This window comes from Pseudomonas sp. LABIM340, from assembly GCF_040017195.2.
Taxonomy (GTDB): Bacteria; Pseudomonadota; Gammaproteobacteria; order Pseudomonadales; family Pseudomonadaceae; genus Pseudomonas.
The window spans coordinates 4,790,243-4,803,531 of record NZ_CM200227.1; the positions used below are offsets into that span (position 1 = coordinate 4,790,243).

At 65.7% G+C, this 13,289-nt stretch carries 11 protein-coding genes; 5 read left to right on the forward strand and 6 right to left on the reverse strand.

Annotated elements, in window-relative coordinates; translation table 11 throughout:
* Positions 1-40: 40 nt before the first annotated feature.
* The 4 genes from dctM to ABKS89_RS21915 all read right to left on the reverse strand — a co-directional run bounded on the left by dctM (position 41) and on the right by ABKS89_RS21915 (position 4,170).
* The gene (dctM, locus tag ABKS89_RS21900) at positions 41-1,321 is read right to left on the reverse strand and encodes a C4-dicarboxylate TRAP transporter large permease protein DctM (RefSeq protein WP_348587060.1); all 1,281 of its coding nucleotides are present in this window, start codon (positions 1,319-1,321) and stop codon (positions 41-43) included.
* A complete protein-coding gene (locus ABKS89_RS21905; RefSeq protein ID WP_348587061.1) occupies positions 1,318-1,956 on the reverse strand; it encodes a TRAP transporter small permease in 639 nt (212 codons plus the stop codon). The genes dctM and ABKS89_RS21905 overlap by 4 nt, the downstream gene beginning before the upstream one ends.
* A gap of 45 nt (positions 1,957-2,001) precedes the next feature.
* Positions 2,002-3,018, reverse strand: a complete 1,017-nt coding sequence (locus ABKS89_RS21910) for a TRAP transporter substrate-binding protein (RefSeq protein WP_348587062.1) — start codon at positions 3,016-3,018, stop codon at positions 2,002-2,004.
* Positions 3,019-3,222: 204 nt separating this feature from the next.
* Positions 3,223-4,170, reverse strand: coding sequence for a LysR family transcriptional regulator (locus tag ABKS89_RS21915; protein WP_081517961.1), 948 nt, complete (start codon positions 4,168-4,170; stop codon positions 3,223-3,225).
* Positions 4,171-4,532: 362 nt separating this feature from the next.
* On the opposite strand from ABKS89_RS21915, the gene ABKS89_RS21920 reads away from it, so the two are divergent.
* The gene (locus ABKS89_RS21920; protein ID WP_138215137.1) at positions 4,533-6,680 is read left to right on the forward strand and encodes an FUSC family protein; all 2,148 of its coding nucleotides are present in this window, start codon (positions 4,533-4,535) and stop codon (positions 6,678-6,680) included.
* A 489-nt stretch (positions 6,681-7,169) separates the two neighbouring features.
* Positions 7,170-7,433 (forward strand): DUF2790 domain-containing protein, encoded by a 264-nt coding sequence (locus ABKS89_RS21925; protein WP_081517959.1) that lies wholly within the window; start codon positions 7,170-7,172, stop codon positions 7,431-7,433.
* 57 nt (positions 7,434-7,490) lie between these two features.
* On the opposite strand, the gene ABKS89_RS21930 is transcribed toward ABKS89_RS21925, so the two are convergent.
* Positions 7,491-8,813: a phospholipase C/P1 nuclease family protein gene (locus ABKS89_RS21930; protein ID WP_348587063.1), complete on the reverse strand. Its 1,323-nt coding sequence runs from the start codon at positions 8,811-8,813 to the stop codon at positions 7,491-7,493.
* 221 nt (positions 8,814-9,034) lie between these two features.
* Here ABKS89_RS21930 and ABKS89_RS21935 point away from each other — a divergent pair, with 221 nt between their 5' ends.
* Positions 9,035-10,699 carry an MFS transporter gene (locus ABKS89_RS21935; RefSeq protein WP_138215139.1) on the forward strand — a complete coding sequence of 555 codons (1,665 nt, stop codon included), beginning with the start codon at positions 9,035-9,037 and terminating at the stop codon, positions 10,697-10,699.
* Positions 10,700-10,758: 59 nt separating this feature from the next.
* Here ABKS89_RS21935 and ABKS89_RS21940 read toward each other — a convergent pair whose 3' ends face one another.
* Entirely contained in the window at positions 10,759-12,096 is a 1,338-nt protein-coding gene (locus ABKS89_RS21940) for a DEAD/DEAH box helicase (protein WP_348587612.1), read from the reverse strand.
* Positions 12,097-12,240: 144 nt separating this feature from the next.
* Here ABKS89_RS21940 and ABKS89_RS21945 point away from each other — a divergent pair, with 144 nt between their 5' ends.
* Entirely contained in the window at positions 12,241-12,813 is a 573-nt protein-coding gene (locus ABKS89_RS21945) for a dihydrofolate reductase family protein (protein WP_518300960.1), read from the forward strand.
* On the forward strand, positions 12,810-13,208 hold the full coding sequence (locus tag ABKS89_RS21950) for an NUDIX hydrolase (RefSeq protein WP_348587065.1): 399 nt from the start codon (positions 12,810-12,812) through the stop codon (positions 13,206-13,208). The genes ABKS89_RS21945 and ABKS89_RS21950 overlap by 4 nt, the downstream gene beginning before the upstream one ends.
* Positions 13,209-13,289 lie beyond the last annotated feature (81 nt).

The following is a 13,289-nucleotide window of genomic DNA, read 5'->3' on the forward strand; positions in this document are numbered from 1 at the left end:
CGTTGTTCTGGCAACGGACTCACGGGACCGCGACAACCTGTCACATGCCAAGGGCGTGGGGCAGCGCCAGCGAAATGAAGGGCACGTAGGTCACCAGGATCAGGAACAGCAGCAGGATCATCAGCCACGGCAGTGCCGCGCGGATGGTCGCTCCCAGCGGCAGACCGGTGACCGCCGAGGTGACGAACAGATTGAGCCCTACCGGCGGGTGTACCAGGCCGATCTCCATGTTCACCACCATGACTATCCCTAAGTGGATCGGATCGATCCCCAGGCGCATGGCGATGGGGAAGAAGATCGGCGCCAGGATCAGCACGATGGCCGAGGGCTCCATGAAGCTGCCGGCCACCAGCAGCACCACGTTGACCATCAGCAGGAAGCCGATCGGCGTCAGCCCCTCCTGCATCACCCACTCGGTGATCTGCTGGGGAATCTGCTCGGTGGTCAGCACGTGGGCGAAGAGCATGGCGTTGGCGATGATGAACATCAGCATGATGCTCAGCCGCCCCGACTCCACCAGCACCTTGGGGCAGTCGCGCAGGCGCATATCCTTGTAGACGAACAGCGCGACGAAGGCCGAGTAGACCGCCGCCACCGCCGCCGCCTCGGTAGGCGTGAACAGCCCGGAGTAAATGCCGCCAAGGATGATCACCAGCAGCAACAGGCCCCAGATCGCCCGGCGTGCGGCGGACAACCATTCGCGCAGGCTGGCGCGCGGTTGCGCCGGCAGCTTCTTCACCCGCGCGACGATGTAGATCACCACCATCAGGATCACGCCCAGCAGCAGGCCCGGCACCACGCCGGCGACGAACAGCTTGCCCACCGAAGTCTCGGTGGCAGCCGAGTACACCACCATGACGATCGACGGCGGAATCAGGATGCCCAGGGTGCCGGCGTTGCAGATGATCCCGGCGCCAAACTCACGCGGGTAGCCCGAACGCACCATGCCGGCCACGGCAATCGAGCCCACCGCCGCCACGGTCGCCGGCGACGAACCGGACAGCGCGGCGAACAGCATGCACGCCAGCACCGCCGCGATCGCCAGGCCGCCACGGATGTGGCCGACGCAGGCGTTGGCGAAGTCGATCAGCCGGCGGGCCACGCCGCCGGTAGTCATGAAGGCGCCGGAAAGCAGGAAGAACGGGATCGCCAGCAGCGTGTAGGCCTCGGAGGTCTCGAACAGCTTGATCGCCAGCGAGCGCACCGAATCCGGACTGAACAGCAGGATCGTCAGCGCACCGGACAGGCCCAGGGAAATGGCAATGGGCACGCCGATGAACATGAAGACGAAGAGCAGCAGGAACAGGATCATCACGGTCATGGACGGCTCTCCGCGGCTTCTTCACCGGCCAGCTTCGAGGCTTCCGCGGCCTCGTCGGCGAGGCCCAGGCCGAGCTGGCGGCCGCGCAACAGGTTGACGAGGATTTCCAGGTAGCGCAGGACCACCAGGCCGAAGCCGATGGGCACGATCACCGCGATGTAGGCCTGGAGGATGCCGAAATGGTCGAGGTCTTCCGCGCCGATGCCGGCGACGAACAGGGTCTTCACCCAGTCGAAACTGGCGACCATGAACAGCCCGGCGTAGCCCAGGCAGCAGAGGCAGGCGAGCACACCGATGCCGCGCTGCACCGGGAGCGGCGCCAGCCGCACCAGCGCGTCCACGCCCAGGTGGCCGGCGGTGCGCACGCCATAGGCGATGCCGAAGAAGATCAGCCAGCCGAACAGCGCCTTGGTCAGTGCGTTGCTCCAGGACATGTCCTGGGCGACGCCGAGGATCGCATCGCCGATGGCGTAGAGCGGCCCCTGCAACGATGGCAGGCGGTCGCCCAGGTCATAGAACAGGGTGAAGACGTTGGTCATCACCACGTAGACGAAGGTCACCAGCGTCATGGCTGCCAGCAGGAAAGCAATGGCGCCTTCCTCGAAGTGGTTCCAGACGCGCACGAGTCGGTTCATGGAAAAGTCTCCAGAAGGCCCCGCCAGCCGGCGGGGCCGGGTGGATCAATGGGGACGGTTGGAGGCTTCGGCGGCCTGGAGGAAATCGGCGCCGACGTTGTCGCGGAATTTCTGCCACACCGGCTGCATCGCCTCGCGCCAGTCGGCGCGCTGCTGCGCGGTGAGCGGGTGGATCTCGCTGGTGCCGCTGGCGAGGATGCTCTGACGGGCGTCGCGGTTCAGGCGCTCGGCTTCGGCGTTCACCTTCACGGTGACCTCGGCCATGATCCTTTCCAGCTCGGCGCGCAGGTCCGGCGGCAGGCCGTTCCAGAACTTCGCATTGGTGATCACCATGTAGTCCACCAGGCCGTGGTTGGACTCGGTGAAGTACTTCTGCACCTCGTTGACCTTCTGGCTCTCGTAGTTCGACCAGGTGTTCTCGGTGCCATTCACCACGCCGGTCTGCAGGCCCTGGTAGACCTCGGCGAAGGACATCTTGCGGGAGATCGCGCGCAGTTCGCGGAACTGCTCGTTGAGCACGTCGGAGGCCTGCACGCGGAACTTCAGTCCGCGAGCGTCGCCCGGCTCAAGCAGCAGGCGATTGGCCGACAGCTGCTTCATCCCGTTGTGCCAGTAGGCGAGGCCGAGGATGCCCTTGCCCTGCATGCTGGTCAGCAGGCTCTGGCCCTGCGGGCTGCGCTGGAAGTTGTCGACGGCGTCGATATCGTCGAAGAGGAACGGCAGGTCGAAGATCTGCACCTTGCGGGTGTACTGCTCGAACTTGGCCAGAGACGGCGCGAGCATCTGCACGTCACCCAGCAGCAGCGCTTCCATTTCCTTGCCGTCGCCGTACAACGAGGAGTTCGGGTAGACCTCAACGCGCACCCGGCCGGGCAGGCGCTCTTCGGCCAGGCGCTTGAACATCAGCGCGCCCTGCCCCTTGGGCGTGTTCTCCGCAACCACGTGAGCGAACTTGATCACTATCGGTTCGCTGGGAGGCCGGGGTTCATCGGCAGCCTGAATGGCAGAAGCGCAGGCCAACGCCAGGACGGCGAGCAACGCCCGCCCCATGGTTGTAAACATCGCGTCACCCTCAATTTGTTCTTGTGCTTGCGAGGTGAGCCTGGCGACAGGCTCGCAACGAGACTGACGCAAATAGTCGCGTTCGGAGAATTCGTCTTTTCCCAAAGCGGCGTTCGACACAGCGGAACGCAAGGTACGAAAAAACGCGCCCGGCAGATGCCGGGCGCGGTGAGGTTCAGAGGCTCAAGACAGAGGAATGGCGCGTTAGCCGGGCACTTGGGTGCGATGCTCGAGCATCATCCGTTCGTGCTCCTCGAGCATGCCGGGCACGCAATCACGGAGGAATTCCACCCAGGTGCGGATCTTCGCGTCGAGGTACTGGCGCGACGGATACAGCGCATAGACGTTAAGGTGGAACAGGCTGTAGTCAGGCAGCACGCGCACCAGGCTGCCGTCCTTCAAGCCCTGCACGGCGGAGTACACCGGCAGCGCGCCGATACCCATGCCGGCGCGTACCGCCTCGGTCATGGCGTCAGCGGTGTTGACCTGGAAATGGGTCTGGTTGATGCCGACCATTTCCTGGCCGTCGGGGCCGTCGAACAGCCACTTGTCCAGCGACATCACCGAGTTCACCAAACGCAGACAACGGTGGTCCGTCAGTTCGCCGAGCTGCTTGGGCAGGCCATGGCGCGCCACGTAGTCGGGCGATGCGCAGAGCACGCTGTAGGTCTTGCCGATGCGCTTGGAGACGAAGCCCGAATCCGGCAACTCCTGGGCGATGACCACGGAGATGTCGTAGCCCTCGTCGAGGATGTCGGTGATGCGGTTGGCCAGGGTCAGGTCGAAGGTGACCTCCGGGTAGATCTCGCAGTACTGCGAGATCGCGCGGATCAGGTAGTGCTGACCGATGCCGGTCATGGCATGCACCTTCACTTTGCCGTGGGGCCGGGCGTGGGCGTCGCCTGCCTCGGCTTCGGCTTCCTCGATGTAGCCGAGGATCTGCTGGCAGCGCTGCAGGTAGCGCTGGCCGGCTTCGGTCAGGGCGATGCGGCGGGTGGTGCGGTGCAGCAAGCGGGTACGCAGGTGAGCTTCGAGCTTCGCCACCGTCCGCGAGACGTAGGCGGTGGTGAGGTCCATGCGCTGGGCGGCGGCGGTGAAGCTGCCGGTCTCGGCGACACAGACAAAGGCACGCATGTTGTGCAGCAGGTCCATCATTTCTCCTGAGAGCCTGTCCACGCCACGGCGGGCGGCCTCTGCAACGGCGCTCGGACGAGCAACGCCTTGTTACAGATTCATGACAGGCGGCGAATTGTCGCATACCTGTCGCGACGGGATTATTGTCCTTTCAGGCAACAATAATTCATCCAACCGTCAGCTTATCCTGCCCCCCGGCGCACTTCTAGAATCGCCCTCCCCAACGCGGCCCGCCGCGACACCCCAGGATTCGCACCCGTGCTCCGCCTTTCGTGCAACGTGCTGCCACCCCTTCGCTCGGCCTCAGAACCACAGGGTTGTCCATACCCGTCCGCCGCCTGCCAAGAAAAGCCCGACCACCGCCTGCCGAGATAAGCCCGATGAGCAGTCTGTCCGTGCGCCTGCCCAAGGCCGCCGCGGTGCGCTTCGCCCTGTCCGACTGGGCGCACACCGACGGCGTCACCTGGATGTTCATCCTCAAGACGCTGATCACCGCCTTCACGGCATTGTGGCTGGCCTATCGCCTGGAGCTGCCGCAGCCCAATACCGTGCTGGTAAGCGCCTTCATCGTGCTGCAGCCGCAGAGCGGCCAGGTGCTGGCGAAGAGCTTCTACCGCATTCTCGGCACGCTGGCCGGGCTCACGGTGATGGTTACCTTCATTGCCCTGTTCGCCCAGGAGCGCGTGCTGTTCCTCCTCTGCGTGGCGATCTGGGTCGGCCTGTGTACTGCGGGCGCGGCGCGCTACCGCGACTTCCGCGCCTATGCCTGCCTGCTCGCCGGCTACACCGCGGTGATGATCGGCATCCCCGCCACCCTGCACCCCGAAGGCGCCTTCATGCAGGCGCTGTGGCGGGTGATCGAGATCACCCTGGGAATTCTCTGCACCGGCGTGGTCAGCGCCGTAGTCCTGCCGCAGACCAGCACCGCCGCCCTGCGCAACGCACTGAACACCCGCTTCGGCGACTTCGCCGGTCTCGCCAGCGCGGGCCTCAACGGCACGCTGGAGCGCGAGCGCTTCGAGCAGGCCAGTGCGCGCATCGCCGCCGAGGTGGTCGGCCTGGAAAGCCTGCGCAACGTCACCGCCTTCGAAGACCCGCACATGCGCCTGCGCAGCGGCCGCCTGGCGCGCCTGAACAGCGAGTTCATGCAACTGACCACACGCTTCCACGCCCTGCAGCGCCTGCTCGACCGCCTGCGCGAACGCCAGGCCAGCAACGTGCTGGAAGTGCTGATGCCGTGCCTGATCGACGTCAGCGAGCTGCTCGCCAGCTGGCACGGCCGGCCGCTCGGCGAGGCGGATGCCGAGCGCCTGAGCGTGCAGCTGGAACTCTGCAAGCACCACCTGATGCCCCGCATCCGCGAAGCCCGCGCCAACCTCGGCCACACCTGCCCGCGGGAAGCCGACCAGCTGGATTTCGAGACGGCCGCCGAGCTGCTCTACCGCTTTGCCGACGATATGCACAACTACGCCCAGACCCACGCCTCGCTGGCCGCGCACAAGCACGAACGCGAGCAGTGGAAGGAGCGCTTCACGCCCAAGGCCAACGCCCTCGCCGCCGCCGTCGCGGGGTTCCGTTGTGCGCTGCTGGTGATAGTCGGCGGGGTGTTCTGGATCGAGACTTCCTGGCTGAGCGGTGCCACCTTCGCGCTGACTTCGGTGCTGATCGCCGCGCTCTCCTCCGCCTCGCCGAATCCCAAGCGCCTGTCGTTGCAGCTGACCCTCGGCACGCTGCTCGGCGCCACCCTGGGCTTCATCCTGACCTTCCGCGTGCTGCCGCACATCGATGGCTTCCCGCTGCTGTGCTTCGTGCTCTCGCCGGTGTTCGCCCTCGGTGCCTTCCTGATCACCCGGCCCAAGTGGAGCGGCTACGGCGTCGGCTTGCTGGTGTGGTTCTGCATCGCCTCGCTGCCGGCCAACGTGGCGCGCTACGACGCCTACACCTTCATCAACGAATACCTGGCGATGCTGCTGTCGATGGGCATGGCGGTGGTCGCGGCCATCGTCATCCTGCCGCCGAACCGGCCGTGGCTGTGGGAGCGCCTGGAAGCCGAACTGCGCCTGCGCGTGGTGCGGGTGATCAGCGATCCGCTGAAGGGCCTGTCATCGAACTTCGAAAGCGGCACCCGCGACCTGTTGAACCAGGCCTATGGGTTATCCACAGGCCGCCCGGACGTGCAGCGCCGGTTGCTGCGCTGGACCTTCCAGGTGCAGGAGATCGGCTTGTCGATCATCGAGCTGCGCCGTGAGCAGGCAGCCCTGCCGAAGGAGCCCTGGTACGCCGAGCGCATGCCCTGGCGCCGGGCGATCCGCGCCCTGGGGCGGGCGCTGATCCGGCTGTTCATCCAGCCCAGCGAGAGTAACCGCCAGCGCGCGCTGGCGGCGGTGGAGCACGCCATCCATGCGACACGCACCACGGATGATCGCAGGCCACCGCACTTCGATTCCTCGCCGCTGCGCCGGGTGTGCAGCTACCTGCACTTCATCCGCACTTCGCTGCTCGATCCGCAGTCGCCGCTGCGCGATTGAGGTCGACGGGTTCGCGAGCAAGAACTGGGCGCCCCCCTCGCTCCTACAGCTCCGGCATAGGCCGGACCGCTCTTCGTAGGAACGAGCTTGCTCGCGAACCGCACGGAACAGTGCGGCACTCCCCTGTAGGAGCGCGCCATGCGCGCGATCGCGGGCATGGCCCGCTCCTACAACAGCGTCATGTCTCGCATCCCGCTCCCTGACGTCCTGCAACCCCGTCACGAATCCGCCAAACCTGCGACAGCCCGCCGCAAGACCACCTCTGAAACCCGCGCCACACCTGGATTGTTGCCTCTGAGTACGAAGTCTTGTTGGCGCCTGGATATATGACTCAGGTCAGGCAAATCCTATTATTTCCGTGCTGTTACAGCGCGCGCCGCAACACCACCCAAGACCCGTAAATCATTCCCCAACGCTTCCCGATGCAGCCATCAGCTGAACGTCACGGACCCGTCACGTCCGGACTCCGGGAACAAGGCAGGTAAATTCATGAAAGCTGTAGTCATCCTGGCCATGCTGGGCTTCTCTTCGCTCGCCCTCGCCGAGCAGGTGAACGCCGCCGACCAGGCGCCAAGCGCGGCCGTGGAGCAGTACACCTACGACATGAAACTGGACGTCGCCCACGTCATCTCGACCACCGACGTATCCAACGAATGCGGCATCGTGCCGGCACGCATGACCTACGACGACTCCAACGGTCAGCGCCACACCGTCGAATACCAGGTGTGGGGCAACGGCTGCTCCGGCGGCTAAGCGATTTGCGCACTCCCGCCGCGGCCCACGCAGCCCCGGCGGGAATGCCAACCCTCTTTACGGCTGCAGGGCCGCCTTCGCGATGTTGCGACTGTGCGCGCCGAAGTGCCGGATCAATTGCAGAATCTGCTCATCCAACGCCTCATCGTGGCGGAACGGCTCCGGTGAGTTCCCCGCGCTGAAATCACCCGCCGGCGCCTTCTCGTTTTCCAGCCAATGGCCGATCGCCGCATCGAACGCCGCCGCATGGGCATGGGACTCGCTCGCCACCACCTCGCGCAGGTACTGAGTCGAATACGGCGGATAAGTGCCATCGGTGCTGACATCCGCATAGGCCGCCAACAACGGCGACTGCCCGCCCAGGCGCAGCGTCTCGCACAGCCAGTCCACCTGATAACGCTCAACACCCGTATGCCGGTCCGCCACGCGCTGGATCGCCGCCTGCTTGTCGGCGTCGAAACCGGCGATGGACTTGCCCGCCGTCCACAGCATGCTGGTGGTGGTCTCACCCGGCAGCGGCGTCGAGTGGTAGGGCTGAGTCATGTCCTGGATGTAGTGCATCGCCCAGCCGAGGAAACGGTAGCCCCAGTACGGATGACCCTTCTCGAAGGCGAAGCGCGCCAGGCCGTAGAACTGGTAGGCGCGCCACTCCGGCCAGTTGCGCTCCAGGTACGGGGCGCCGGTGTAGATGATCGCGTCCTCGTGGTAGAAGCCCATGTGGAACGGCGCCTGGGAGCTGAACTCATAACGCGGATCGCCGAACGGCTGGGTGCCGAATCCGTAGCGCTGGCCGGCTTCGCCGGGGTTGTCGCTGAACAGGTTGATGTCGTGGCCGAAGTCCGGCTCGTCGGCAGCACTGGCCAGTACGTCCAGCGCAGGAATCTTCTCCCCCGCCTGCAACTGCACGAAGCGCCACTGGTTCCAGCCGGAGAGATTGCGGAACACCAGCACGTCCGCCGGCTGCAGGGCCGCATGTTTCTGCAACAAATCGCTCGGCAGCTCACCGCCGGGCGGCGGCTGCACGGCGGTGGCCAGCTTGATCTCGGGGTTCAGGCGCAGCGCCATGAGGAAGGCCTTGCGCAGGTCGTCGCGGCCGTCCTCGGTCAGGCGCAGATCGTCCGGGCGCGGCGGGTACTGGCGGAAGTGCTCGCGGGCATAGGCCTCCTGCTCGTCCAGCAGCTGCACCAGGCCGGCGCGCTGCTGGCTGACGAAGCTTTCCAGTGGCTCGACCTCGACTTCCGGCGCCTGGGCGACCGCCGGCAACTGTTGCAGGGCGATGTAGCTGCCCAGGGTGTGATTGGACCAGGCCCAGAGGCTTTGCGGCAGCGCCAGCAGGCTCGCCAGCAGGCAGGTGGGCAGGCAGATGGAAAGTCGCTTCATCGGCTCTTCGCTCTTGTTCGGCAGTGCAAATCGGAAAATTCCGACGCAGCCTAACAATCCAAAGCCACTCCGGCACTGTCGAAGCTTGCCAGCGCGTGTCACCGATAACGCCATCGCTGACCATCATCAATGGCACGAACCGTCCCAGCCACTACACTTGCCCGGCATGGAAAGGCACCGGTTGTGCGCGCGTGCCGGCCACTCGAAATAAGGGCGTCCCCATGCTGCAGTCCGTTTCACCCAAGCAAGACCTTCCCCTCAAGCCCGACCCAGCCGAACCCCGCAGCGGCGTCCTCGCCCCCTTCAGCATCGCCGCGTTCCGCATCATCTGGATCTGCAACCTGTTCGCCAACCTGGGCACCTGGGCACAATCGGTCGCCGCCGCCTGGGTGGTCACCGAGGCCCATGCCAGCCCGTTGATGGTGGCGATGATCCAGGTCGCCTCGGCGCTGCCGCTGGTGCTGCTGTCGATCATGTCCGGCGTGCTGGCCGACAACCACGACCGACGCAAGATCATGCTGGTCGGCCTGACAGTGGAGCTCTCCGGCGCCGCGCTGGTGACGGTGCTGGCGTTCATGGGCTACCTCGATCCGCTGATGCTGATCGTGTCGATCCTCTGGCTGTCGCTGGGCAGCTCGATCACCATCCCCGCCTGGCAGGCGGCAGTGAACGAGCAGGTGCCGCCGCGCATGCTCGGCGATGCGGTGCTGCTCAACAGCGTCAACTACAACGTCGCCCGTGCCGTCGGCCCGGCCATCGGCGGCCTGCTACTGTCGGCCACCGGGGCCTCCTGGGTATTCCTGTTCAACTGCATCTGCTACGCCGCGCTGATCTGGGCGATCTGGCAGTGGCGCCGCGACGTGCCCAAGCGCACCCTGCCGCCCGAGCACATCTTCGAAGGCGTGATCGCTGCGCTGCGCTTCACCCAGTACTCCAGCGTCACCCGTCTGGTGATGCTGCGTTCGGCGGTGTTCGGCCTATCGGCCAGCGCCGTCTGGGCGTTGCTGCCGCTGCTGGCGCACCGCAACCCGGACGGCAGCGCCTCGGTGTACGGCTACATGCTCGGCGCCCTGGGCCTGGGCGCCATCGTCGCCAGCACCATGGTGAGCAAGGCGCGGCAGTGGCTGGGCAGCAGCCGGCTGATCAGTTTCGCCGCCGCCACGCTCGCCGTGGTCATGCTCATCCTCGGCTGGGTCGACAACCTCTGGGTGATCTTCCCCGCGCTGGTGCTGGGCGGCGCCTGCTGGATCGCGGCGGTGGCCACCTACAACTCCGCCGTGCAGATCCTCGTGCCCGACTGGGTCAAGGCCCGCGCCCTGGCGCTGTACCAGACCGCGATCTACGGCGGCCTGGCCGCAGGTTCTTTCCTCTGGGGGCATTTCGCCGAAACCATGGGTGTGCAGGGCGCGCTGATCGCCGCCGGCTGCCTGCTGCTGGTCTCGGTGGCGCTGCTGTACAACTCCCGGCTGCCGGAGCTGGATTCAACCAGCATTGCCCGCGCACCGGGCGGCGTGCCGGGACAGCCGACCTTCGTGTTCAACCCCGAGCGCGGCTCGGTGCTGGTCTCCATCGAGTACCGGATTCCCGCCGAGCGCACCCGTGACTTCGTCCGCTCCGCCAAACCCCTGCGTCGTCTGCGCCTGCGCAACGGCGCGGAGCGCTGGGCGCTGTACCGCGATGTGAGCAACCCGGAGGTCTGGCAGGAACTGTTCCTGGTGGACAACTGGATCGGCCACCTGCGCATGCTCGATCGCCTGACCCTGGAGGACAAGACCATCATCGACAACGTCACCAGCCTGCACGTGGGCGACGCGCCGCCGGTGATCCGCCACGGGGTGAGCTACGAGTCGGGCAGCTACGAGGCGCCGCCGGAGACACTGGGCTAGCGGCCCACAAACAAAAACGCCTCCCGGTCAGGGGAGGCGTTTGGGGTGACGCGAAAGACTTATTCCGCAGCAGGCTTCTTGCGCTTGAGCGGCGCCAGGCCGTCCTGGCTCACGACCTTGGACGGGCCAGTCTTGCGCTTGGCAGCGGGCTTCTTCTTCGCCGCCGCCTTGCCACCGGTCTTCTTCGCATCGTCCTTTTTCTTCTTGGTACCGGCGGCCTTGCCGGAAGCCTTGACCTTCTTCGGCCCCTTGTAGGTGGCCTTCAGCTCGTTGATGACACGCAGCTCGAAGCGCAGCTTGAGGTAGCGCTCGATACTCGACATCAGGTTCCAGTCGCCGTGGCCCACCAGCGAGATCGCCGCACCCGCAGCTCCTGCGCGACCGGTACGACCGATGCGGTGCACGTACTCATCGCCGCGACGCGGGATGTCGAAGTTGATCACCAGGTCCAGGCCGTCGACGTCCAGGCCGCGTGCGGCCACGTCGGTGGCGACGAGGATCTTCACCGCGCCCTGCTTCAGGCGCTCGATGGCCAGCTTGCGATCCTTCTGGTCCTTCTCGCCATGCAGCACGAAGACCTTGTGGCCAGCGGCAATCAGGCGACCGGTCAGGCGGTCGGCGGCAACGCGGGTGTTGGTGAAGACGATGGCCTTCTCGTAGGTCTCGTTGGTCAGCAGCCACTGCAGCAGCTGTTCCTTGTGGCCAACGTGGTCGGTCAGGATCACCTGCTGGCTGACGTCCTCGTTCAGCTCGCTGACGCGGTTGAGCTGCAGGACCTCAGGCTCGCGCAGGACCTTCTCGACCATCTCGTGCAGGCCGCTGCCGCTGGTGGCGGAGAACAGCAGGGTCTGACGCTCGGCCGGGCACTGTGCGGCGAGCTTGAGCACGTCCTCGGAGAAGCCCATGTCGAGCATGCGGTCGGCTTCGTCGAGGATCAGCACTTCAACGTCGCCCAGCGGCAGGTTGCCGGCGTTGAACTGCTCGTTCAGGCGACCCGGGGTACCGATGATGATCTCCGGGTTCTTGCGCAGACGCGCACCCTGCACCTTGAAGTCTTCGCCGCCGGTGATCAGGCAGGCCTTGATGTAGGTGAACTGGGCGAAGCGCTCGACTTCCTTGAGGGTCTGCTGGGCCAGCTCGCGGGTCGGCAGCAGGATCAGCGCGCGGGCGCCGCTCTTGGGCTTCTCCTCGGTGAGCAGGCGATGCAGCAGCGGCAGCAGGAAGGCGGCGGTCTTGCCGCTGCCGGTCTGCGCCGTCACCCGCAGGTCGCGTCCCTCCAGGGCCTTCGGAATGGCCGCAGCCTGGACCGGGGTCGGCTCGGTGAAGGACAACGAATCGAGCGCCTTGAGCAGGCGTTCGTGGAGGGCGAATTGGGAGAACAAGGCAGACCTCGATATCACGTAAAGACCAAATAGCTGCATAGCTTAATGTTTGCCGAGCCGGCGCGCTGGAATTATTGCCGAAGGCGCCTGTGCGCACCCCGCAGCGTCAATAACCCGACAAACGTACCGGCGCCGGACCAAAGGCGATGCCATGCTCTGATGGGCCTGACAAAAAGGAGAATACAGGTGCCATCGACTCTCATTTATTACGTGGCGGCCAGCCTCGACGGCTACATCGCCCGCCCCGACGGCAGCGTGGACTGGCTCGAAGGCTACGGCAGCGAAGCCGACGACCACGGCTACAACGCCTTCTATGCCAGCATCGACGGGCTGCTGATGGGCCGCGCGACCTACCTGTTCTGCCTGAAGCAGGACGAATGGCCCTACCCGGACAAGCCCGCGCTGGTCATGACCCGCTCCAACCATCTGCCCAAGGCCGCGCCGCAGGTGGAACTGGAGCACTACACGCCCGTGGACGCGCTCGCCTCGCTGGAGGCCCGCGGCTGCGAGCGCATCTGGCTGGTGGGCGGCGGCAGCCTGGCGGGCAATTTCCTCGCCGGAGGCTTGCTCGACGAGGTGATCGTCAGCATCATTCCGCACCTGCTCGGCGCTGGCATTCCCCTGTTCAGCATCGGCCTCGAGCAACGCCTGCAGCTGCTGGAGCAGCGCAGCTTCCCCAGCGGCATCGTGCAGATGCGCTACCAGGTTCTGAAGGAAACGCCCTCGCCATGACCATTCATATCGCCGCCGCCTGCCTGCTGGATAAAGCCGGACGCCTGCTGCTGGTACGAAAGCGTGGCACCCAGGCCTTCATGCTGCCCGGCGGCAAGCACGAGCCCGGTGAGACATCGGTCCAGGCCCTGCTGCGCGAACTGGGCGAAGAACTCGACCTGCACCTGGCGACCTCCGCGCTGACCCCGCTCGGCCACTTCCAGGCCAACGCCGCCAACGAGCCGGACATGCGCGTCGATGCGCAGGTCTACGTCGCCGCCCTGCCCCACATCGTCCAGCCCGCCGCCGAGCTAGAAGAGCTGGCCTGGCTGGACCCGGCCGGTGACTACCCGCACAACCTCGCCCCGCTGCTGCGCGAGCAGGTGCTTCCCGCTCTGCTTGCCCATCTGGGCTGATTCGTTCAGCTCAAATACCTGCATTTCGTCGGGTTTTTCCTTAAGAAGCCTTAAGCGACTGGCTTCTGGCTAGTACCCCGT

Bases quoted from the DNA above. Each gene is read 5' to 3' on its own strand.
- dctM (WP_348587060.1), bottom strand. From the start codon at position 1,321: ATGACCGTGATGATCCTGTTCCTGCTGCTCTTCGTCTTCATGTTCATC.
- ABKS89_RS21905 (WP_348587061.1), bottom strand. From the start codon at position 1,956: ATGAACCGACTCGTGCGCGTCTGGAACCACTTCGAGGAAGGCGCCATT.
- ABKS89_RS21910 (WP_348587062.1), bottom strand. From the start codon at position 3,018: ATGTTTACAACCATGGGGCGGGCGTTGCTCGCCGTCCTGGCGTTGGCC.
- ABKS89_RS21915 (WP_081517961.1), bottom strand. From the start codon at position 4,170: ATGGACCTGCTGCACAACATGCGTGCCTTTGTCTGTGTCGCCGAGACC.
- ABKS89_RS21920 (WP_138215137.1), top strand. From the start codon at position 4,533: ATGAGCAGTCTGTCCGTGCGCCTGCCCAAGGCCGCCGCGGTGCGCTTC.
- ABKS89_RS21925 (WP_081517959.1), top strand. From the start codon at position 7,170: ATGAAAGCTGTAGTCATCCTGGCCATGCTGGGCTTCTCTTCGCTCGCC.
- ABKS89_RS21930 (WP_348587063.1), bottom strand. From the start codon at position 8,813: ATGAAGCGACTTTCCATCTGCCTGCCCACCTGCCTGCTGGCGAGCCTG.
- ABKS89_RS21935 (WP_138215139.1), top strand. From the start codon at position 9,035: ATGCTGCAGTCCGTTTCACCCAAGCAAGACCTTCCCCTCAAGCCCGAC.
- ABKS89_RS21945 (WP_518300960.1), top strand. From the start codon at position 12,241: ATGGGCCTGACAAAAAGGAGAATACAGGTGCCATCGACTCTCATTTAT.
- ABKS89_RS21950 (WP_348587065.1), top strand. From the start codon at position 12,810: ATGACCATTCATATCGCCGCCGCCTGCCTGCTGGATAAAGCCGGACGC.